This is a genomic window from Kitasatospora sp. NPDC058965, assembly GCF_042741245.1.
Classification (GTDB): Bacteria; Actinomycetota; Actinomycetes; order Streptomycetales; family Streptomycetaceae; genus Kitasatospora.
Genome location: NZ_JBHYKG010000143.1, coordinates 1 through 21,077 on the forward strand (window position 1 = coordinate 1; position 21,077 = coordinate 21,077).

A 21,077-nucleotide genomic window follows, 5' to 3' on the forward strand; every position below is an offset into this window, starting at 1 on the left:
GGCCCTCGGTCGTGCCGGCCTGCGGTCAGCCGCGGCCGATCTCGCCGAACCGGAAGACGCCGGTGGAGTCCACCGTGAGCTCCACGCCGGTGATGTCGGCGCGGGCGGCGAAGAAGGACTTGTTCTGGAACAGCGGCAGCAGCGGGACCTGGGTGGCCAGCGCGTCCTGGATCTGCGCGAAGGTGCTGGCGGCCACCGTGCGGTCGGCCTGGCGCTGCTCCTGCGGGACCAGCTTGTTGCTGATCTGCGGGTCGTCGAAGCCGTTGTGGAAGGCGCCGCCGTCCACCACCAGCGGGGCCACGAAGTCGTCGGCGTCCGGGTAGTCGGCGCTCCAGCCCACCGTGTAGGCCTGGTAGGTGCCGGCCGTCCAGGCCTTCTTGTAGGCGGTCCAGTCCGGCTGCTGGGTGACCGTCACCTGGAACAGGCCGCCGGCCTCCAGCTGCTTCTTGATCGTGTCGGTCTCGGCGCTCTGCGCGCGGGCGCGGGACCAGGCGATGTTCAGCTTGACCGGGGTGGGCACCTTCGCGGCGGCCAGCAGCGCCTTGGCCTTGGCCGGGTCGGGGTTGCCGTAGCGGTCGAAGAACGAGGTGCTGTGGCCGGCCACGCCGCTGGGGACCACCGAGTAGAGCGGCTGCACCGTGCGCGCGTAGACGTCGCGGGCCAGCGCCTGACGGTCGATCAGCTGGGCGACGGCCTGGCGGACCGCCTGCTGGCCGGCGGTCTCGTCCTTGGTGTTGAAGACCAGGAAGCGGGTGTCGTTGCCGTCGGCCTGGGTGACCTTGATGGTGCCCTTGCCGGTCTGCTGGTCGGTGAGCAGCTGCGCGGAGACGTTCGGGTCCAGGCTGTTGTCGGTCAGGTCGACCTGGCCCGAGTCCAGCGCCGACTTCAGGTCGTCCGGGCTGGCCAGGAACTTGACGTTGAACTTGGAGTTCTTCAGCTTCTGGTCGCCGTGGTACTTGCCGTTGGCGGACAGCGCGATCTTGTTGATCGACTTGGTGCCGTCGGCGGCCGCGGACTGGTCGACCGAATCGATCTTGTACGGGCCGGAGCCGATCAGCTTGTCGTTGGCCAGCTCCTTGTCGGCCGGGAAGACCGCGTGGTCCACGATCGAGCCGGCGGCGCTGGCGAGCTTGTCGGGCAGCGTGGCGTCCGGCACCGACAGGTGGAAGACCACCTCGCCGTCGCCCTTGGCCTCCACCGACTTGACGGTGTCGAAGAGCGAGGACGGACCGTTGTCGTCCTTGATCTTCTTCATCCGGTCCATCGAGAAGACCACGTCCTGGGCGGTCAGCGGGTCGCCGTTGGAGAAGGTCAGGCCGCTGCGCAGGGTGCAGTGGTAGGTGGTGGCGTCGGCACCGGCGAAGTCGCAGGCCTGGGCCGCGTCGGGCTGCGGCAGGGTGGAGCCCTCCGGGAAGCGCAGCAGGCCCTGGAAGGTGTTCTGCAGGATCAGCCAGGAGCCCTGGTCGTAGGCACCGGCCGGGTCCAGCACCCCGGTCACGTTGGTGGTGCCCATGGTGATGGCGTCCTTGCCGCTGTCGGCCCCGGCGATGGACTTGACGGAGCCGCAGCCCGCCAGCGAGGTGGCCACCAGGGTCGCGCACCCCAGCGTGGCGAGCCGGCCGGGCGTGCGTCGTATGGCTGAACTCATGGCTTCCTTCTCCGTGCTGGCCGACCCGGGGGGTCGGTGCGACGGCCGGCGGCCGGCCCCGGTGGGGGACGCGTCCGTCGGGCTCGCCGTGTGGCATGTCGGGGTGGACCGCGCCAGCCTGCCACACGGGAAGCACACGTCCGACCGGTCATCGGACACGCTTGCGTATCGAAGACCGGCGGAACCAACGACTTGTCAGCTGATGCCCCGATTTGCCCTGCCATACATGCACATGTCAGCCATCTCGGATGCCGGGATTGAGACCGGGATCACACCCTCAGGTTCTTCTCAGGAACGGGATCGTCAGACCCGGCTCGCCACCACCGAGCGCAGCAGCGCCAGGTCCAGCTCGGCCAGCGAGCGCAGCACGGTGCGCCCGGGCGCCGGCTCGATCGGGGCCACCGAGGGCACCGCGATCACCGGGCAGCCGGCCGCCTCGCCCGCCTGCACGCCGAGCGGCGCGTCCTCGATCACCACGCAGCGCGCCGGGTCCGCGCCCAGCCGCTGCGCGGCGGCCAGGTAGGGGTCGGGGTTCGGCTTGGTCCGGGCCACCTCGTCGCCGGCCACCGAGAAGGCGAACGGGTGGTCACCGAGGTTCTTCAGCACCAGGTCGATGATCCGCCGGTGCGAGGCGGAGACCAGCGCGGCCGGGATCCGCTGCTCGCGCAGCAGCGCCAGCAGCTCGGCCGCGCCCGGCATCAGCGGGGCGCCGCCGTCGAGCAGCTGCACGAACCGCTCGTTGATCTTCACCACCAGCTCGGCCGGTTCGATCCGCAGACCGGTCTCGGCCAGCAGGTAGTCGATCACCCGGGTCATCGGACCGCCCACCAGCTGCGCCCGGTGGGCCTCGTCCAACGGATGGCCCAACTCCGCGAAGAGCGAGGACTCGGCCTGCCACCAGAAGTCCTCGGTGTCCACCAGCGTGCCGTCCATGTCGACCAGGACCGCCTGCAGGCCGCCCGGCCCGCTGTCGCCGAGGCTGACGGTGGTGGTGTCGACGGTGGTCATGCGGGCACGCCCCTTCGCAGCTGGGCCCCCGTCCGGGAAGACGGGGGCCGTCCAGCATACGCGCAGTTCAGCGAAGCCAGCGTGAGCGAAGGGTTACCGCGCGTTGAAGTACTTCGCCTCCGGGTGGTGGATGACGATCGCGTCGGTGGACTGCTCCGGGTGCAGCTGGAACTCCTCCGAGAGCACCACGCCGATCCGCTCCGGGCGCAGCAGTTCGGCGATCTTGGCCCGGTCCTCCAGCTCGGGGCAGGCGCCGTAGCCCAGCGAGAAGCGCGCGCCGCGGTACTTCAGCTGGAACATGTCCCGGATGTCCTGCGGGTCCTCCTCGCCGAAGCCGAGCTCGAAGCGGACCCGGGCGTGCCAGAACTCGGCGAGCGCCTCGGCCAGCTGCACCGACAGGCCGTGCAGCTCCAGGTAGTCGCGGTAGGCGTTGGCCTGGAACAGCTCGTTGGCCGCCTCCGAGACCCGGTTGCCCATGGTGACCACCTGCAGGCCCACCACGTCGCGCTCGCCGGACTCCTCCGGGCGGAAGAAGTCGGCCAGGCAGAGCCGGCGCCCGCGCCGCTGGCGCGGGAAGGTGAACCGGGTCCGCTCGGTGCCGTCCTCGTGGAAGACGATCAGGTCGTCGCCCTTGGACGCGGCGGGGAAGTAGCCGTAGACCACGGCGGGCTCCAGCCAGCCCTCGGTCTGCAGCCGGTCCAGCCACATCCGCAGCCGCGGCCGGCCCTCGGTCTCCACCAGCTCCTCGTAGGACGGGCCGCCGGAGCGGGCCGCCTTCAGGCCCCACTGGCCCTTGAACAGCGCGTCCTCGTCCAGCCAGGAGGAGTAGTCGGCGAACGGGACGCCCTTGACGATCCGGTCGCCCCAGAACGGCGGCGCGGGCACCCGGTTGTCCACCGCCACGTCGGAGCGGATCTGACCGAGGTTCACCTCCTCCGGCTCGGCCACCTCGACCCGGGCGTGCCGGCGCTGGCGCAGCTCCGGCAGCACGGCCCCGGGGACACCGCGCTTGACCGCGATCAGCGCGTCCATCAGCCGCAGGCCCTCGAAGGCGTCCCGGGCGTAGCGCACCTCGCCCTGGTAGACCTCGTGCAGGTCCTGCTCCACGTAGGCCCGGGTGAGCGCGGCGCCGCCCAGGATCACCGGGAACGCGGCGGCGAGTCCCCGCTGGTTGAGCTCCTCCAGGTTCTCCTTCATGATCACCGTGGACTTGACCAGCAGTCCGGACATGCCGATCACGTCGGCCCGGTGCTCCTGCGCGGCCTCCACGATCGCCGAGACCGGCTGCTTGATGCCCAGGTTGACCACGGTGTAGCCGTTGTTGGACAGGATGATGTCGACCAGGTTCTTGCCGATGTCGTGCACGTCGCCCTTGACGGTGGCCAGCACGATGGTGCCCTTGCCCTCGTCCTCGGACTTCTCCATGTGCGGCTCCAGGTGGGCCACCGCGGCCTTCATCACCTCGGCCGACTGGAGCACGAAGGGCAGCTGCATCTGGCCGGAGCCGAACAGCTCGCCGACCGTCTTCATGCCCTCCAGCAGCACCTCGTTGACGATCTCCAGCGCCGGGCGGACCGTCAGCGCCTCGTCCAGGTCGGGCTCCAGGCCCTTGCGCTCGCCGTCCACGATCCGGCGCTGCAGCCGCTCCTCCAGCGGCAGCGCGGCCAGCTCCTCGGCCTTGGACGCCTTCACCGAGGCCGAGCTGACCCCCTCGAACAGGGCCAGCAGCCGCTGCAGCGGGTCGTAGTCCTCGGTGCGCCGGTCGTAGACCAGGTCCAGGGCGGCCTCGCGCTGGTCCTCGGGGATCCGGGCGATCGGCAGGATCTTGGCGGCGTGCACGATCGCCGAGTCCAGACCGGCCTGCACGCACTCGTGCAGGAAGACCGAGTTGAGCACCTGGCGGGCGGCCGGGCTCAGGCCGAAGGAGATGTTGGACAGGCCCAGCGTGGTCTGCACCGCGGGGTGGCGGCGCTTGAGCTCGCGGATCGCCTCGATGGTCTCCACGCCGTCGCGCCGGGACTCCTCCTGGCCGGTGGCCAGGGTGAAGGCCAGGCAGTCGACCAGGATGTCGTGCTCGGCGATGCCGTAGTCGCGGCCCAGCTGCTCGATCAGCCGCTCGGCGATGGCCACCTTGGTCTCGGCGGTGCGGGCCTGGCCCTGCTCGTCGATGGTCAGCGCGATCAGCGCCGCGCCGTGCTCGCGGGCCAGCGCGGCGATCCGGCCGAACCGGGTCTCCGGGCCGTCGCCGTCCTCGTAGTTGACCGAGTTGAGCACCGCGCGCCCGCCCAGCATCTCCAGGCCCGCGCGCAGCACCTGCGGCTCGGTCGAGTCCAGCACGATCGGCAGCGTGGAGGCGGTGGCGAGCCGCCCGGCGATCTCGCGCATGTCGGCCACGCCGTCCCGGCCGACGTAGTCCACGCACAGGTCCAGCAGGTGGGCGCCCTCGCGGATCTGGTCGCGGGCGATCTCCACGCAGGCCTGCCAGTCGCCGGCCAGCATCGACTCGCGGAACTTCTTGGAGCCGTTGGCGTTGGTCCGCTCGCCGATCGCCAGGTAGGAGGTGTCCTGGCGGAACGGCACCGGCTGGTAGAGCGAGGCGGCGCCCGGCTCGGGCCTGGGGTGGCGGACGGTCACCGGGCGGCCCTGCACCCGCTCGACCACCTGGCGCAGGTGCTCGGGGGTGGAGCCGCAACAGCCGCCGACCAGCGACAGGCCGTACTCGCGCACGAAGGTGTCCTGCGCGTCGGCGAGCTCGACCGGGGTGAGCGGGTAGTGCGCGCCGTCCTTGCCGAGCACCGGCAGGCCGGCGTTCGGCATGCAGGACAGGCCGATCCGGGCGTTCTTGGCCAGGTAGCGCAGGTGCTCGCTGTACTGCTCGGGGCCGGTGGCGCAGTTCAGGCCGATGTAGTCGATGCCCAGCGGCTCCAGCGCGGTCAGCGCCGCGCCGATCTCGGAGCCGAGCAGCATGGTGCCGGTGGTCTCCACGGTCACGTGGACCACCAGCACCAGGTCGAGGCCGGCCTCGGCCATCGCCTGCTTGCTGCCGAGCACCGCGGCCTTGGTCTGCAGCAGGTCCTGGCTGGTCTCGATCAGCAGGGCGTCGGCCCCGCCGGCGATCAGGCCGGCCGCGTTCAGCCGGAAGCCCTCGCGCACCGTGTCGAAGCCGATGTGACCCAGGGTCGGCAGCTTGGTGCCCGGGCCGATCGAGCCGAGCACCCAGCGCGGGCGGCCGTCGGCGGCGGTGAAGGAGTCGGCGCTCTCGCGGGCGATCCGGGCGCCGGCCTCGGACAGCTCGAAGATCCGCTCGGGGATGTCGTACTCGCCCAGCGCCGCGTGGTTGGCCCCGAAGGTGTTGGTCTCCACGCAGTCCACGCCGACCGCGAAGTACGCCTCGTGCACCCCGCGGACGATGTCCGGGCGGGTCACGTTGAGGATCTCGTTGCAGCCCTCCAGGTCCTGGAAGTCCGCCAGCGTCGGCTCCTGCGCCTGGAGCATGGTGCCCATCGCACCGTCGGCCACCACCACCCGGGTGGCGAGGGCTTCGCGCAGTGCGCTGGCGCGGGACTGCTGGTCGGCAGAGGGGACACTGGTGGCCATGGGGCTACTCCCTGGGTGCGACGGCTGTCGGCTATGCGCTCCCCCTGACGGGGATGCACCCCGCCAGCGTAGCTGGCCGCGGCCGCTGCGTCGGAGGGCGTTCCGTATGGTGGGCCTTTTGGCGGGCACCGGAGGGAGTGGCGCGGGTGGGGCGGGCACGGATGGATCTCAGCGCTTGGACGCGTCGGCCCGGGTGGCTGCGGGTGCCGCGGCTGCTGCGGCGGCGGTGGGTGGGGATCACCCTGTTGCTGGTCGGGGTGCTGCTGGTGCTGCCGGTGGGCGGCCTCGTGCTGGCGCTGCGGCTGGCGGACGCCGGCGAGCCGGACGCGCGCGCCCGCACCCGCGGCCGGGACGCCGCCTGGCTCGGCCACGCCTGGGTGGACGGGCGCAAGGGGCCGGCCGACTACGCCGCCCTGCCGCAGCTGGTCCGCGGCGGGATCCGTGACCTGTACGTGCACACCGGTCCGCTGGCGAACGACGGCTCGCTGCCCGCCGCGCTCTATCCGAAGGCCGCCGAGCTGATCGCCGCGGTGCACCGCGAGCTCCCCGGGGTGCGGGTGCAGGCCTGGCTGGGCGACGTGGTGGCGCCCGAGCACCCCGAGGGGCTGCACCTGGAGCAGCCCGAGGTGCGGCAGCGGATCACCGAGTCGGCCGCGCAGGTGCTGGACGCCGGGTTCGACGGGGTGCACTACGACCTGGAGCCGGTGGCCTCGGGCTCCGCCGGGTACCTGGCGCTGCTGGACCAGACGCACCGGGTGACGGCGGCCCGCGGCGTGCCGCTGTCGGTGGCGGTGCCGCAGATCGACCCGCTGCCGGGGCTGCACGCGCTGGCCGGAGCGGCGGCCGGGCACCCCAAGTGGTGGTCCCAGGAGTACTTCGGGCAGGTGGCCCGCCGGGTCGAGCAGATCGCGGTGATGTCCTACGACACGTCGATGCCGGTGCCCTCGCTGTACGGCGGGTACGTGGCGCAGCAGACCGAGCTGGCGCTGGAGGTGACGCCGCAGGACGTGGACCTGCTGATGGGGCTGCCCGCCTACTGGGCCGACACCTGGGGCCACCGGGGCTCGGCGGAGACCGTGCCGGCCGCGGTGCGCGGGGTGCGCCTGGGCCTCGGGCGGGCCGACGCCGGCCGCAGCGCCTTCGGGGTGGCGGTGTACGCCGACTTCTCCGCCACCGAGGCGGACTGGGCGGCCTACCGCCGGGACTGGTGCGGCTGCTGACGCGCCGCCGGGCGGGCGCCCCGCTGCCGGGTGCCCGCCCGAGCCGCCGTCAGCTGAAGTCCAGCTCGCCGGTGCGGGTCCGCTTGAGCTCGAAGAACTTCGGGTAGCCGGCCAGCAGCCGGGCCCCGTCGAAGACGTCCAGCGCCTGCTGGCCGCGCGGGATCGCGGTGAGGACCGGGCCGAAGAAGGCCACCCCGTCGATGTGGATGGTCGGGGTGCCGACCTCCTCGCCGACCGGGTCCATGCCCTCGTGGTGGCTGCGGCGCAGCGCCTCGTCCCACTCCGTGCTGGTCGCGGCCTCGGCCAGGTCGGCCGGCAGGCCCAGCTCGGCCAGCGACTGCTCGATGACCTCGGCGTAGTTCTTGTTGTCCTGGTTGTGGATCCGGGTGCCCATCGCGGTGTAGAGGTCGCGCAGCACCTTGCTGCCGTGGCGCTCGGCCGCCGCGATGCACACCCGGACCGGGGCCCAGGCGCGGTCCAGCAGGTCCCGGTACTGCTCGGGCAGGTTGTCCCGGCCCTGGTTGAGCACCGACAGGCTCATCACCTTGAAGGAGAGGTCCAGGTCGCGGTACTGCTCCACCTCCAGGATCCAGCGGGAGGTGATCCAGGCGAAGGGGCACGCGGGGTCGAAGTAGAAGTCGACCTTGGTCGGAGCGGACTGGGTGTCAGAGGTCATGCGCTCACCTTAGGTCCAGGGTGTGACACACCCGGCGGCGTTGTGGTTGCGGACCGGATCTGGCCTGATCCGGTCCTAAGGTCGCAACAGCTGACCCGAGGAGGGAATTCCGATGAGTACGTTCGTGTTGGTGCCGGGCTACTGGCTGGGCGGCTGGGCCTGGGACGAGGTGGCGCGGGCCCTGCGCGCGGACGGGCACGCGGTGCACGCGGTCACCCTGACCGGCCTGGCCGAGCGGGCCGCCGAGGGCGGACCGCAGGTGGACCTGGAGCGGCACGTCGCCGACCTGACCGGCCTGCTGGCCGACGCCGACCTGCGCGAGGTGGTGCTGGTCGGGCACAGCGGGGCCGGTGCCCCGGTGACCGGGGCGGCCGACCGGGTGCCGGAGCGGATCCGCCGGGTGGTCTACCTGGACAGCGGCCCGGTGCCGGACGGCCTGGCCCCGATCGAGCAGAACCCGCCCGAGCTGCGGGCGGTGATCGAGGCCGCCGTCCGGGACGGCTGGCGGTACCCGATGCCGTCCTGGCCGGAGCTGGCCGAGCGCGGCGCCTCGCTCGCGGGTCTGGAGCCCGAGGTGCTGGCCGCGGTCGCCGCCCGGGCCACCGACCACCCGTTCGGCGCGCTGCGCCAGCCGCTGCGGCTCTCCGGCGCGGGCGCCCGGCTGCCGAAGGCGCTGGTCACCTGCTCCTTCCCGCTCGACCGGGTCCGCGCGCTGATCGGGGCCGGCCATCCCTGGTTCGCCGGGATGGCCGACCCCGCCTGGCAGCTGGTCGAACTGCCCACCGGGCACTGGCCGATGTTCTCCCGCCCGGCGGACACCGCGCGGGTGCTGGCCGACCTGGCCTGACCGCCGGTCAGTGGTGGAACAGCCGCAGGCCGGTGTGCAGCAGGGTGATGCCGTGCTCGCGGCAGGCGTCGGCCACCTCGCCGGACCGGATCGAGCCGCCCGGCTCCACGATCCGGGCCACGCCGTGGCGGTGCGCGTGGTCGACGTTGTCGCGGAACGGCAGCGCGCCGTCGGAGGCGAAGGTCACCCCGTCCAGCCCGGCCAGCCAGGCGGTCCGGTCGGCGGCGGTGAGCACCGGCACCGGCCCGGTCAGCACGGCGGCCAGCCGGTCCTGCTCGTCCGGGGTCAGGTCGCCCTCCACGCACCGCACCCGCCAGTTCACCCGCTCCTGGCGGCGCACCCCGGGGCGGAACGCCATCGCCCGGACCGCCGGGTGGCGGCGCAGCCACCAGGTGTCGGTCTTGGCGCCGGCCAGCCGGGTGCAGTCCACCCGGGACTGCTGGCCAGCCCCGATCCCCAGCGTCACCCCGTCGCGCAGGTAGCAGACCGAGTTGGACTGGGTGTAGCGCAGCACCGTCAGCCCGAGCAGCACGTCGGCCAGCCCGGCCGGGCCCGGCCGCTCGCCGGTGACCGGGTCGAGCAGCTCGGGGCCGACCGGGGCGGCGTCGCGCTGCTGGGTCAGCCGCAGGCCGAAGACCTCGCGGGTCTCGGTCGGCGGCGGCCGGTAGCCGGGGTCGGCCGCCAGCACCAGGAACCGGCCGCCCTTCTTGCGGGCCAGCCGGGCCACCGCCCCCGGCGCGTAGCCCGGCGCCACGATGCCGTCGCAGACCAGGCCCTGGAGCAGCTCGGCCAGCTCCTCGTCCACCTCGTGCGAGACGGCCGCGAGGTCGCCGTAGGAGGACTTCGGGTCGGCGTCCCGGGCCCGCAGGTAGGCGCCGGTCACCGGGCCGGGGGCGCCTCCCGCGCCGTACAGGGCGGCGGTGCCCGGATCCAGCGCGCCGGCCAGCGCGGCCCCGGCCGGGGAGAGGTGCTTGAACGAGGCGGCGGCCGGGCGGCCGGCCACCGCGGCGGCCTCGCTGACCAACTGCCAGGCGTTCAGCGCGTCCAGCAGGTTGATCAGGGACGGCTCGCCGTTCAGCACCCGCACCGGCCACCGCCCGGGCTCCACCGGGACCACCGGTCCCACGCCCTGGTGCGGGTTCATGCCCTGACGCAGCCTCATCCGACTCCTCCTCAGCTCGGTTGCTGATGGAGGCGCCCAGGCGGTCGACGCTCACACCGGTTCGACGGCCCGCTCCCCGGTGGTGGCCCACCCTCGCCAGTCGCGGCCCGCACAAAGTCTAGGGGCTCGACTTCCGGGCGCGTGTTCGGCTGAGTTGCCGGTGGGCCGCTGGCATATGCGCGATGATCGGAGCACGGGGGGTCGCGGGTGCGCGGCCGCAGCCGGGGAGATCGGAGGGGTCCTTGAACATCAACCTGCCCACACCGCTGCTGGTGCTCTGGGACATCGACCACACGCTGCTGGACTGCGGCACGGTCAACCGGCGGGCGTACGCGGCCGCCTTCCGCCGGGCCACCGGGGTGGAGCTGGCCGACGGCTGGCGGTTCGACGGCCGCACCGAGCTGGCCGCGGCCACCGAGGCGCTGCGGGCGCACGACCTGGACCCGGGCGACGGACTGCGGGACACCTTCATGGACCTGGTGGTGGCCGAGCTCCAGGACCGGGCCGCGGAGCTGGCCGCGGAGGGCGGCGCGCTGCCCGGCGCCCGGGAGGCCCTGGCTGCGGTGGCGGCCGCGCCGGGCGTGCGCCAGTCGGTGCTGACCGGCAACGTGCCCGCGCTGGCGCTGCTCAAGCTGAGCGCCTTCGGCCTGAGCGAGTACCTGGACCTGCGGCTGGGCGCCTACGGGGACGACGCCTACGAGCGCAGCGACCTGCCCGCGCACGCGTTCGCCCGGGCCGAGCGGGTGCTCGGCCGGCGCTACCAGGGCCGCAACGCGGTGATCGTCGGCGACACGCTGCGCGACGTGGCCACCGCCCGGGCGGCCGGCGCCCGCTGCGTGGCGGTGGCCACCGGCACCGTCCCGGCCCGGGAGCTGGCCGAGGCCGGCGCGGACGCGGTGCTGGCCGACCTGACCGACACCGCCGCCGTGCTCGCCGCCCTCACCGCCGGCGCCGAGGGGTCGCCGGAGAGGCCCTAAACCGCTTGCCGGGCCGCCGCACCGGTGCTGGACTGCGCGGATGGACGACTCAGCCGTACTCGAGACCTATGACCGCGAACTGCGCCGCGAGGCCGGCCCCGACGGTCCCGGCGCCGTGGTGCACCGCACCGACCGCCTCGTGCGCCACGACGGCGGACCGCAGGGCTGGTCCGCCGTGCTCTGGTCCGACCTGGACGAGGCCGGGGCGGACGCCGCGATCGCCGACCAGATCGCCTACTTCACCGCGTGCGGGCGCGAGTTCGAGTGGAAGCACTACCGGCACGACCGGCCGGCCGACCTGCCCGACCGGCTGCTGGCGGCCGGTTTCACCGCGGAGCCGCCGGAGACCCTGATGGTCGCCGAGGCCGCCGCCCAGGCCGTCCCGGTCCGCCTGCCCGAGGGCGTGCACCTGCGCACCGAGACCGACGAGACGGCGGTGCGGCTGCTGGCCGAGGTGAACGGCCTGGCCTTCGGCGAGAACGCCGAACGGCTGGCCGAGCGACTGCTGGCCCAGCTGGCCGCGGCGCCGGAGACGATCACCCTGGTGGTGGCGATGGCCGGGGAGCGGCCGGTCAGCGCGGCCCGGATGGAGACGCTGCCGGGGGTCTCCTTCGCCGGCCTGTGGAGCGGCGGCACCCACCCCGACTGGCGCGGGCGCGGCCTGTACCGCGCCCTGGTGGCGCACCGGGCGCGGCTGGCCCTGGACCGCGGCTACCGCTACCTCCAGGTGGACGCCTCCGACCAGAGCCGGCCGATCCTCGACGGCCTCGGCTTCGCGGCGCTGAGCGTCACCACGCCGTTCACCTACACGCCCTGACCTTTACACGCCCTGACCTTCGGTCACCCGGTGCATCCGATCGACTACCATGCGCCACCATGATGCCTCTGCTCGCCCGGCTCCCGCGCCGTCCCGTCACCGCCGCGCTGGCGGCGGCCGCCCTGCTGCTCCTCCCGGCCGCCGCCCCGGCCGCGGCCGCCCCCGGCGGCTACGCCGCGCTCGGCGACTCCTACGCCGCCGGGGTGGCCGCCGGTGCCTACGACGCGGCCAGCGGCGACTGCCACCGCAGCAGCCGCGCCTACCCCGCGCTCTGGGCCGCCGCCCACCCCGGCACCGCCTTCACCGACCTGGCCTGCAACGGTGCCGACACCCAGCAGGTGCTGGACCGTCAGCTCCCCCACCTGCCGGCCGGCACCGGCACGGTGACGCTCACCGTGGGCGGCAACGACCTGGACTTCGAGGACGCGGTGCTGGCCTGCCTGCAGCCGCTGACCACCGAGGACCGCTGCAACCGGGCCCTGGACCACTCGGCCGAGCTGCTGCACGACCAACTGCCCGGGCGGCTCGACCGGCTGCTCGACGCGGTCGACCGGGCCGCGCCCGGCGCCCGGGTGCTGGTCACCGGCTACCCGGACCTGCTGACCGAGCACCCGGCGGGCGCCTGCTGGACCGGCACCGACAGCCGGCGGGCCCGCTTCAACCGGCTCACCGACGAGACGGACGACCTGATCCGGCGCCAGGCGACGGCGCACGGCGCGCAGTTCGCGGACCCGCGTCCGGCCTTCGCCGGCCACGGGGTCTGCGCCGGCTCCAACGGCGAGTGGATCACCGGCATCGTGCTGCTGAACCCGTGGGAGTCCTTCCACCCCACCGCCGACGGCCAGGCCAGGGGCTACCTTCCGGCGGTGCGCGCGGTCCTGGCCTAACCCCGCTCACGCGGCGCATCAAAGCCCGTAGGCTGGGCAGGTAGGGTCCGTGGAACGCGGAGTTCCACACGCGGAGGGAGACGCTGGGTGATCGAGCTGGAAGATGTTCCCGAGTTGATCGACCCGGTCATGGTCTGTGCCTTCGAGGGCTGGAACGACGCGGGCGATGCCGCCTCCACGGCGGTGGGCCATCTGGACGAGACCTGGGGCGGCAAGGTGTTCACCGCCCTGGATGCGGAGGATTACTACGACTTCCAGGTGAACCGGCCGACCGTCTGGCTGGACGGCGGGGTCCGCCGGATCACCTGGCCGACCACCCGGCTCTCGGTGGTCCGGGTGACCGAGCCGAAGACCCGGGACCTGGTGCTGGTGCGCGGCATCGAGCCGAGCATGCGCTGGCGCTCCTTCTGCCAGGAGCTGCTCGGCCTCGCGCACGAGCTCGGCGTCGAGCTGGTGGTGATCCTCGGCGCGCTGCTCGGTGACACCCCGCACACCCGCCCGGTCCCGGTCAGCGGGGTCACCTCGGACGCCGAGCTGGCCCGCCGGCTGGAGCTGGAGGAGAGCCGCTACGAGGGCCCGACCGGCATCGTCGGCGTGCTCCAGGAGGCCTTCACGCACGCCGGGGTGCCGGCCGTGACGCTCTGGGCCGCGGTGCCGCACTACGTGGCCCAGCCGCCCAACCCGAAGGCCACCCTGGCGCTGCTGAACAAGCTGGAGGACCTGCTGGACCTGCGGATCCCGCCGGGCGAGCTGCCCGAGGACGCCCGCGCCTGGCAGCTCGGCGTGGACCAGCTGGCCGCCGAGGACAGCGAGGTGGCGGAGTACGTGCAGCAGCTGGAGGAGGCCCAGGACACGGCCGAGCTGCCGGAGGCCAGCGGCGAGGCGATCGCCCGGGAGTTCGAGCGCTACCTGCGCCGCCGGGACAACCAGGGCCCGGCGGGCGAGAAGCCGGCCGGCGGGCGGGCCATCGTGGAGCGCGGCGGCGGCGAGCCGGCGGGGCCCGCCGAGGCCGAGCCGGAGACCGCACCGGAGACCGCACCGGACCAGGACGACCGGACCGGGGAGCCCGGCGACGCCGCCGACGAGGACCACAACGCCGACGGTCCGCGGGGCTGAGCCACCGTCAACCGTCGCACGCGGACGGGCCGGTGACCGGCGTCGGGCAGCCGTCGGTCACCGGCCCGGGTCCAGTGCACCGGTCCGGACCGTGTCCTGTCAAGGGTCTAGACCACTTATCGGCCGCCGGGCGTCCCGGCACCCGTCCGCCGCACCGCCCACCGGAGTACGGTGGATAGCCTGGTGAGCCGGGTGTGGCCGAGGTGACGCCATGTTGATCCTGGATGCGGTGCTCGGGGCGATCGGGGCGATCGCCGCGGTGGGGGCTGTCTGGGCAGCCTCCGGCGTGCGGGTGGTCCAGCAGTTCCAGCGCGGGGTGGTGTTCCGCTTCGGCAAGGTGCGCGACGAGGTCCGCGAGCCGGGCCTGGTGCTGCTCAACCCGGTCTCCGACCGGATCCGCCGGGTGAACATGCAGATCGTCACCATGCCGGTGCCGGCCCAGGAGGGCATCACCCGCGACAACGTCACGGTGCGGGTCGACGCGGTGGTCTACTTCCAGGTGGTCGACCCGGTCCGGGCCACCGTCAACGTGCAGGACTACCAGTTCGCCATGCTCCAGGTGGCGCAGACCTCGCTGCGCTCGATCATCGGCAAGAGCGAGCTGGACGACCTGCTCGCCAACCGGGAGCCGATCAACCAGGGCCTGGAGCTGATGCTGGACAGCCCGGCGCTGGGCTGGGGGATCCAGATCGACCGGGTGGAGATCAAGGACGTGGCGCTGCCCGAGTCGATGAAGCGCTCGATGGCCCGCCAGGCCGAGGCCGACCGGGAGCGGCGGGCCCGGATCATCACCGCCGACGGCGAGTTCCAGGCCTCCAAGCAGCTCTCCGAGGCGGCCCGGATCATGGCCGAGACCCCGGCGGCGCTGCAGCTGCGACTGCTCCAGACGGTGGTGGAGGTGGCGGCCGAGAAGAACTCCACCCTGGTGCTGCCGTTCCCGGTGGAGCTGTTGCGCTTCCTGGACAGCGCCACCGAGGCGAACCAGCGGGCGAAGGAGGCCGGGGCCCCGCCGCTGCCGCAGGGCGAGCAGCGGGAACCCCGGATCAGGCCGGTGCCCTCAGAGGGCGACGCCCAGTAGCGCGTCCACGGTGCGCGAGACCAGCCCCGGCGCACCGGTGTCGCTGCCGCCCCGGTCGGCCTGCTCGGCCGCCCAGCGGTCGACCGCGGCCAGCGCGCCCGGTGCGTCCAGGTCCTCGGCCAGCGCGGCCCGCACCTCGGCGAGCATCCGCTCGGCCGACGGGCCGTCCGGCCGGGAGACCGCGGCGCGCCAGCGGCCCAGCCGCTCCAGCGCCTCGTCCAGCACCGACTTGGTCCACTCCCAGTCCGCGCGGTAGTGCCGGGAGAGCAGTGCGAGCCGGATCGCGGCCGGGTCCACGCCCTCGCGGCGCAGCGCCGAGACGAAGACCAGGTTGCCGCGCGACTTGGACATCTTCTCGCCGTCCAGCGCCACCATGCCGGCGTGCACGTAGGCCCGCGCGAAGGGGTGGGTGCCGGTGGCCGCCTGGGCGTGCGAGGCGCCCATCTCGTGGTGCGGGAAGGACAGGTCGCTGCCGCCGCCCTGGATGTCGAAGCCCATGTCCAGGTACTTCAGCGCGATCGCCACGCACTCGATGTGCCAGCCGGGCCGGCCGTGGCCCAGCTCGGTGTCCCAGGCGGGCTCGCCCGGGCGGGCCGAGAGCCAGAGCAGCGCGTCCAGCGGGTCGCGCTTGCCCGGGCGGTCCGGGTCGCCGCCGCGCTCGGCGAAGACCGGCAGCATCTGCTCCCGGGTCAGGCCGGAGACCTCGCCGAAGTGCGGGTCGGCGGCGGCCGAGAAGTAGATGTCGCCGTCCAGCTCGTAGGCGGCGCCGCTGGCGAGCAGGCGCTGGACCAGCGGGACGATCCACGGGATCGACTCCACCGCGCCGACGTACTGGGCCGGGGGCAGGATCCGCAGCGCGGTCATGTCCTCGCGGAAGAGCGCCGTCTCGCGCTCGGCCAGCTGGGTCCAGTCCTGCCCGGTGGCCACCGCGCGCTCGAGCAGCGGGTCGTCCACGTCGGTCACGTTCTGCACGTAGTGCACCTGGCGACCGTTGTCCAACCAGACGCGCTGGACCAGGTCGAAGGCGTTGTAGGTGGCGGCGTGGCCCAGGTGGGTGGCGTCGTAGGGGGTGATGCCGCAGACGTACAGGCGGGCGGTGTCACCCTGGGGGACGACCTCACGGACCGTGCCGGTGGCGGTGTCGTGGATTCGCAGAGGGTGTCCCTGACCGGGTAGGGCGGGAACCTCGGAAGCTGGCCAGGCATGCATAGGCAGGACTCTAACCTCGCGATCATTTGAAAGGCTAACCAGTCGTTCGGAAACGGCCGAAACACGTGCTCGACACGCGCCCGACCAGCGGCTGCGCCGAACGGCCCGCCCGGCGGCCGCGCCGGCCGTCAGACCGGCGGCCAGGGGATCGCGGGCCACTCCTCGGACGGCACCGGGTGGGTGCCGGTGCGGCGCAGCCCGGCGACCCGGTCCGAGAGCGCCGTCAGCTCGGCCTCCGTCAGGTGCGGCGCCAGCCGCTCCCCGAGCGGACCGGCCAGCTGCTCGGCCAGCCGGTCCAGCACCCGGCGCGCCTCCTCGGTCAGCGGCTCGCGGGCCCAGCCCCAGAGCAGGGTGCGCAGCTTGCCCTCGGTGTTGAAGGTCACGCCGTGGTCGATCCCGTAGATCCGCCCGTCGGCCGCCGGCAGCAGGTGGCCGCCCTTGCGGTCGGCGTTGTTCAGCACCGCGTCCAGCACCGCGAGCCGGCGCAGCCGCTCGTCGTCGGCGTGCACCAGCAGGGCGCGGCGGCCCTGCTCCAGCTCCGCCTCGACGACCGGCAGCCAGCCGGGCTCGGGGCCGCGCGGGCTCTGCAGCGCCAGCAGCGGGGCCGCCTGCGGGTCCGGCTCGACCCAGATCTGCGCCATGCCGGGGCCGAACGGGCCCTCGCGCAGCACGGTGGGCGGGATCAGCGCCCAGCCGGTGGCCGCGGAGACCTCGTAGGCGGCCACCTCGCGCCCGGCCAGCGTGCCGTCCGGGAAGTCCCACAGCGGGCGCTCGCCGCGCACCGGCTTGTAGACGCAGGCGGCCGAGACCCCGGCCAGCTCCACCGTGCAGTAGAGCGCGGCGTTCGAGGCCTCGGTCAGCTGCCCGAGCACGGTCAGCTCGCCGGCGGCCAGCAGCTCCAGCGCGGCGGGCACGTCGGCGGCCAGCGCGGCGGCCGCCGCCGGGTCGACCTCCGGTATCCCGTGCTCCTCCTCGCCGGAGTCCTCGGCCGGGTCGACAGCCGGGTCCTCGGCGGGTTCGGACCGCTGGTCGGCGTTCAGCGCTTGTACCCGTTCTGACGCGGGCACAGGTGGCCCTCCGGGTCCAGCGGCAGGTTGCAGAACGGGCAGGGCTTGCGGCCGGCCGCGACCAGGTCCAGCGCGCGCTTGGCGAAGACCCGGGCCATCGCACCGGTCAGTCGCACCCGCAGCATGTCCGGGCCGTTCTCGTCGTCCTCGAAGACGAGTTCCTCGTCCTCGTCCTCCTCCTCGCCCTCGACCAGCGCCTGCGCCTCCACCACCAGGCAGCCGTCCCCCGCGTCCCAGGCCAGTGCCATGGTGCCGACCCGGAACTCCTGCTCCAGCGGCAGGTCCAGCGGTGCGGCGTCGGCCAGCTCGACCGGCGCCACCGCCGGGATCGGCGCCTTGCCGCCGCTGCGCCGCAGCGCCTCGTCCAGCACCTCGTCGACCCGCTCGGCCAGCGCCGCCACCTGGGTCTTCTCCAGCAGCACGCTGGTGATCCGGCCGCGCGCGCTGGCCTGCAGGTAGAAGGCGCGCGCGCCCGGCTGGCCGACCGTGCCGGCGACGAACCGCTCGGGCTGGTCGTAGAAGAAGACCTGTCGGGGCACTGTCTCGCTCCGGGGTGTGGTGAACGGGGGTGGTCACGTGAAGCCGGGCGCAGCGCCCGGTTTCACCCTACGGCGTGCTGCCGGTGGAACCGCCGACCACCGCGTCGCCGCCGGCGGGCGGTGCGGCGGCCAGGCCGGACAGGTCACCGGTGTCGCCCATCCGCAGCAGGAACGGGCGGTGGGGGGTGTAGCGGATGACGGTCACCGAGGCCGGGTCGACGTTGATCCGCTGGAAGTGGTCCAGGTGCAGGCCGAGCGCGTCGGCCACGATCGCCTTGATCACGTCGCCGTGGCTGGCGGCGAGCCAGACCGCGTCGGGCCCGTGCTCGGCGGCGATCTTCTCGTCCCACTCGCGGGCCGCGGCCACCGTGCGGTGGCTCAGCGCGCGCAGCGACTCGCCGCCGGGGAACGCGGCGGCCGAGGCGTGGTCCTGCACGGTGCGCCAGAGCGGCTCCTTGGCCAGCTCGGCCAGCGGCCGGCCGGTCCACTCGCCGTAGTGGCACTCGCCGAGCCGGTCGTCCAGGGTCGGCCCGCCCAGCTCCGGGCGGGCCGCCAGCAGCGGGGCCACGGTCTGCCGGCAGCGCTCCAGCGGGCTGCTGACCACCCGGGCCAGCGGCACCCCCGCCAGTCGCTCGACCAGCCGCTCGGCCTGCCCCCGCCCGGTCTCGTCCAGGTCCACGCCCGGGGTCCAACCGGCGAGGATCCCGCCGGAGTTCGCAGTCGACCGGCCATGACGTACCAACAGCAGTGTGGGCATGCCCCAAGCCTACGGGGTGCGGGCGGGCCGTTCCCGGGTCCCGGGCGGCGGGAGCGCCGGAACGGCCCGGGTGCGCGCGGACTGCGCCATCTACGCCAGGCCGGCGAGCTCCAGCGCCTCGATCCCGGTGCGCAGCGCGGTGAGCCGCTCGTCCCGGGTCCAGCCGGTGGGGGCCAGGGTCAGCGTGGTCACGCCGGCGGCGGCGTAGGCCTGCATCCGGTCGGCGATCCGCTCCTTGGGGCCGAGCAGCGAGCAGGCGTCGATCAGCTCGTGCGGCACCGCGGCCGCCGCGCCCTTCTTGTCGCCGGCCAGGTAGCGCTGCTGGACCTCCTCGGCCGCCTGCTCGTAACCCATCCGGCAGGCCAGCTGGTTGTAGAAGTTCTTCTCCTTGCTGCCCATGCCGCCGATGTACAGCGCCACGTAGTCCCGCTGCGCGTCGGCGGCCGCCGCCACGTCCTCGCCCACGGCGATGTTGACGGTCGGGCAGAGGTCGAACCCGTCGAGCTCCAGCCCGGCCTTCGCCCGCCCGGCGCGCAGCGGGGCCAGCGAGAGCTCGGCCTGCTCCGGCACGAAGAACAGCCCCAGCCAGCCGTCGGCGATCTCGCCGGTCAGCTCCAGGTTCTTCGGGCCCATCGCCGCGATGTACAGCGGGATCCGCTCGCGCACCGGATGCACCGTCAGCTTCAGCGCCTTGCCCGGGCCGCCGGGCAGCGGCAGGGTCCAGTTCGCGCCCTGGTGGCTGAGCCGCTCGCGGGTCATCGCCTTGCGGACGATCTCCACGTACTCCCGGGTGCGGGCCAGCGGCTTGTCGAACCTGACGCCGTACCAGCCCTCGGACACCTGCGGCCCGGAGACGCCCAGGCCCAGCCGGAACCGGCCGCCGGAGAGGGTGTCCAGGGTGGCGGCGGTCATCGCGGTCATCGCCGGGGTGCGGGCCGGGATCTGGAAGATGGCCGAGCCGACGTCGATCCGCTCGGTCCTGGCCGCGACGAACGAGAGCACCGTGGCGGCGTCCGAGCCGTAGGCCTCCGCGGCCCAGCAGACCGAGTAGCCGAGCCGGTCGGCCTCCTGGGCCACCGCGATGTTGTCGGCGTCCAGGCCGAGGCCCCAGTAGCCGAGGTTGATGCCGAGTCGCATGCCCGCACGCCTTTCGTCCGTGAGATCCGGCAGCCACCGTAGCCCCGGCGGCGACCGCCGTGCTACTGACCGGTAGGCGTGGCGCGCGTCACAATCGCCGGTCCGTGTGACTAGGCTCGGGGTCACCGATCGAGGGGGACCTTGGGCATGGAGAAGCGTCAGCTCGGCCGCACCGGCCTGCGGGTGTCCCGGCTGGGCCTGGGCACCATGACCTGGGGTCGGGACACCGAGGTGGCCGAGGCGGCCGAGCAGTTGAAGGTCTTCCTGGACGCCGGCGGCACCCTGGTGGACACCGCCGACGTGTACGCCGACGGCGGCGCCGAGTACCTGCTGGCCCGGCTCCTCGACGACGGCCTGGTGGCCCGCTCCGAGCTGGTGATCGCCACCAAGGCGGGCAGCGTCCCCGACTCCGCCCGCCGCTTCGACGCCTCCCGCGGCCACCTGCTGGCCGCCCTGGACGCCTCGCTGCGCCGGCTCGGCACCGACTACGTGGACCTGTGGCAGGTGCACTCCTTCGACCCCGACACCCCCACCGAGGAGACGCTGCACGCACTGGACCTGGCGGTCTCCTCCGGCCGGGTCCGGTACGTCGGCGTCTCCGACTTCTGCGGCTGGCAGTTGGCCAAGGCCGCCGCCTGGCAGCAGTGCTCCGGCGGCGGCCGGGTGCCGCTCGCCTCGACCCAGATGGAGTACTCGCTGCTGCAGCGCGGCATCGAGCGCGAGGTGCTGCCGGCCGCCCGGGACGCCGGGGTCGGGCTGCTGGCCTCCTCGCCGCTGGGCCGCGGCGTGCTCACCGGCAAGTACCGGCACGGGGTGCCGCAGGACTCCCGCGGCGCCTCGCCCTACCTGTCCGGCTTCGTCCAGCCCTACCTCGGCGAGCGCTCGCGCCGGATCGTCGACGCGGTGGCCACCGCCGCCGACGGACTGGCCAGCAGCCCGCTGGCGGTGGCGCTGTCCTGGGTGCGCGACCGGCCCGGGGTGGCCGCCGCGGTCGTCGGGGCGCGCACGGCGGCCCAGCTGACGTCGGCCCTGTCGGTGGAGGCGCTTACCCTGCCTGATGAGATCCGCGGTGCGCTGGACGACATCTCGGCGCCGGTGCGTCGCTACCCTGATCAGGACTGGAACGAACTGTGAGTCAGACGCCCGACCCGGCCGGCGACACCGCTGCCGGGGAGCCCGCCGTGCCCGAGCCGCGCACCTCGCGCAGCGCCGACCTGGCCGCGTTGACCGAGGCGATCCGCGCCGTGGAGCGCCGCACCGGCCCGGCCCCCGCACCGGCGACCGCGGCCCCGGCCGCGCCGCAGCCCGCCGCCGATGCGCCGCCGGCCCCCGCAC

General features: G+C 73.9%; 18 protein-coding genes, 1 pseudogene and 1 riboswitch. Of the genes and pseudogenes, 9 read left to right on the top strand and 10 right to left on the bottom strand.

Annotated features, from left to right (window positions below):
• Positions 1 to 25: 25 nt before the first annotated feature.
• From ACFW1A_RS22860 to metH, 3 genes are all read right to left on the bottom strand, one after another.
• Positions 26 to 1,648, bottom strand: a complete 1,623-nt coding sequence (locus ACFW1A_RS22860) for an ABC transporter substrate-binding protein (protein ID WP_380410995.1) — start codon at positions 1,646 to 1,648, stop codon at positions 26 to 28.
• A 303-nt stretch (positions 1,649 to 1,951) separates the two neighbouring features.
• On the bottom strand, positions 1,952 to 2,656 hold the full coding sequence (locus ACFW1A_RS22865; protein WP_380410996.1) for an HAD family hydrolase: 705 nt from the start codon (positions 2,654 to 2,656) through the stop codon (positions 1,952 to 1,954).
• Positions 2,657 to 2,749: 93 nt separating this feature from the next.
• On the bottom strand, positions 2,750 to 6,253 hold the full coding sequence (gene metH, locus ACFW1A_RS22870) for a methionine synthase (RefSeq protein ID WP_380410997.1): 3,504 nt from the start codon (positions 6,251 to 6,253) through the stop codon (positions 2,750 to 2,752).
• 161 nt (positions 6,254 to 6,414) lie between these two features.
• Here metH and ACFW1A_RS22875 point away from each other — a divergent pair, with 161 nt between their 5' ends.
• Positions 6,415 to 7,473 carry a hypothetical protein gene (locus ACFW1A_RS22875; protein WP_380410998.1) on the top strand — a complete coding sequence of 353 codons (1,059 nt, stop codon included), beginning with the start codon at positions 6,415 to 6,417 and terminating at the stop codon, positions 7,471 to 7,473.
• Between the two features lie 49 nt (positions 7,474 to 7,522).
• On the opposite strand, the gene ACFW1A_RS22880 is transcribed toward ACFW1A_RS22875, so the two are convergent.
• Positions 7,523 to 8,149, bottom strand: a complete 627-nt coding sequence (locus ACFW1A_RS22880) for a DsbA family protein (RefSeq protein ID WP_380410999.1) — start codon at positions 8,147 to 8,149, stop codon at positions 7,523 to 7,525.
• Positions 8,150 to 8,261: 112 nt separating this feature from the next.
• Here ACFW1A_RS22880 and ACFW1A_RS22885 point away from each other — a divergent pair, with 112 nt between their 5' ends.
• The gene (locus ACFW1A_RS22885; RefSeq protein WP_380411000.1) at positions 8,262 to 8,996 is read left to right on the top strand and encodes an alpha/beta fold hydrolase; all 735 of its coding nucleotides are present in this window, start codon (positions 8,262 to 8,264) and stop codon (positions 8,994 to 8,996) included.
• Positions 8,997 to 9,003: 7 nt separating this feature from the next.
• On the opposite strand, the gene ACFW1A_RS22890 is transcribed toward ACFW1A_RS22885, so the two are convergent.
• Entirely contained in the window at positions 9,004 to 10,158 is a 1,155-nt protein-coding gene (locus tag ACFW1A_RS22890; protein WP_380411001.1) for a phosphoribosylaminoimidazolecarboxamide formyltransferase, read from the bottom strand.
• A gap of 27 nt (positions 10,159 to 10,185) precedes the next feature.
• Positions 10,186 to 10,272: riboswitch (ZMP/ZTP riboswitch) on the bottom strand.
• Between the two features lie 128 nt (positions 10,273 to 10,400).
• Between ACFW1A_RS22890 and ACFW1A_RS22895 the strand changes: the two genes are divergently transcribed.
• The 5 genes from ACFW1A_RS22895 (at position 10,401) to ACFW1A_RS22915 (ending at position 15,033) form a co-directional block, all read left to right on the top strand.
• On the top strand, positions 10,401 to 11,135 hold the full coding sequence (locus tag ACFW1A_RS22895; RefSeq protein ID WP_380411002.1) for an HAD family hydrolase: 735 nt from the start codon (positions 10,401 to 10,403) through the stop codon (positions 11,133 to 11,135).
• 40 nt (positions 11,136 to 11,175) lie between these two features.
• Complete coding sequence (locus ACFW1A_RS22900) at positions 11,176 to 11,952, top strand: GNAT family N-acetyltransferase (protein ID WP_380411003.1); 777 nt, start codon at positions 11,176 to 11,178, stop codon at positions 11,950 to 11,952.
• A 59-nt stretch (positions 11,953 to 12,011) separates the two neighbouring features.
• Positions 12,012 to 12,839: an SGNH/GDSL hydrolase family protein gene (locus ACFW1A_RS22905; RefSeq protein WP_380411004.1), complete on the top strand. Its 828-nt coding sequence runs from the start codon at positions 12,012 to 12,014 to the stop codon at positions 12,837 to 12,839.
• Between the two features lie 87 nt (positions 12,840 to 12,926).
• Positions 12,927 to 13,955 carry a PAC2 family protein gene (locus ACFW1A_RS22910; protein ID WP_380411008.1) on the top strand — a complete coding sequence of 343 codons (1,029 nt, stop codon included), beginning with the start codon at positions 12,927 to 12,929 and terminating at the stop codon, positions 13,953 to 13,955.
• Between the two features lie 211 nt (positions 13,956 to 14,166).
• The gene (locus ACFW1A_RS22915; RefSeq protein ID WP_380411010.1) at positions 14,167 to 15,033 is read left to right on the top strand and encodes a slipin family protein; all 867 of its coding nucleotides are present in this window, start codon (positions 14,167 to 14,169) and stop codon (positions 15,031 to 15,033) included.
• Here the strand turns inward: ACFW1A_RS22915 and mshC are convergent.
• From mshC to ACFW1A_RS22940, 5 genes are all read right to left on the bottom strand, one after another.
• Positions 15,013 to 16,242, bottom strand: coding sequence for a cysteine--1-D-myo-inosityl 2-amino-2-deoxy-alpha-D-glucopyranoside ligase (gene mshC, locus ACFW1A_RS22920; protein WP_380411012.1), 1,230 nt, complete (start codon positions 16,240 to 16,242; stop codon positions 15,013 to 15,015). The genes ACFW1A_RS22915 and mshC overlap by 21 nt on opposite strands.
• A 128-nt stretch (positions 16,243 to 16,370) precedes the next feature.
• Positions 16,371 to 17,168: an SCO1664 family protein gene (locus tag ACFW1A_RS22925; RefSeq protein WP_380411019.1), complete on the bottom strand. Its 798-nt coding sequence runs from the start codon at positions 17,166 to 17,168 to the stop codon at positions 16,371 to 16,373.
• Between the two features lie 110 nt (positions 17,169 to 17,278).
• The gene (locus ACFW1A_RS22930; protein ID WP_380411014.1) at positions 17,279 to 17,848 is read right to left on the bottom strand and encodes a DUF3090 domain-containing protein; all 570 of its coding nucleotides are present in this window, start codon (positions 17,846 to 17,848) and stop codon (positions 17,279 to 17,281) included.
• Between the two features lie 67 nt (positions 17,849 to 17,915).
• The gene (locus ACFW1A_RS22935; protein WP_380411016.1) at positions 17,916 to 18,605 is read right to left on the bottom strand and encodes a histidine phosphatase family protein; all 690 of its coding nucleotides are present in this window, start codon (positions 18,603 to 18,605) and stop codon (positions 17,916 to 17,918) included.
• Positions 18,606 to 18,695: 90 nt separating this feature from the next.
• Positions 18,696 to 19,742, bottom strand: coding sequence for an LLM class F420-dependent oxidoreductase (locus ACFW1A_RS22940; RefSeq protein ID WP_380411017.1), 1,047 nt, complete (start codon positions 19,740 to 19,742; stop codon positions 18,696 to 18,698).
• A 147-nt stretch (positions 19,743 to 19,889) separates the two neighbouring features.
• Here ACFW1A_RS22940 and ACFW1A_RS22945 point away from each other — a divergent pair, with 147 nt between their 5' ends.
• Together ACFW1A_RS22945 and ACFW1A_RS22950 are read left to right on the top strand one after the other, a co-directional pair.
• Entirely contained in the window at positions 19,890 to 20,876 is a 987-nt protein-coding gene (locus tag ACFW1A_RS22945) for an aldo/keto reductase (protein ID WP_380411018.1), read from the top strand.
• Positions 20,873 to 21,077, top strand: a pseudogene (locus ACFW1A_RS22950) (hypothetical protein); the annotation flags it as partial. The gene ACFW1A_RS22945 and the pseudogene ACFW1A_RS22950, both read left to right, overlap by 4 nt.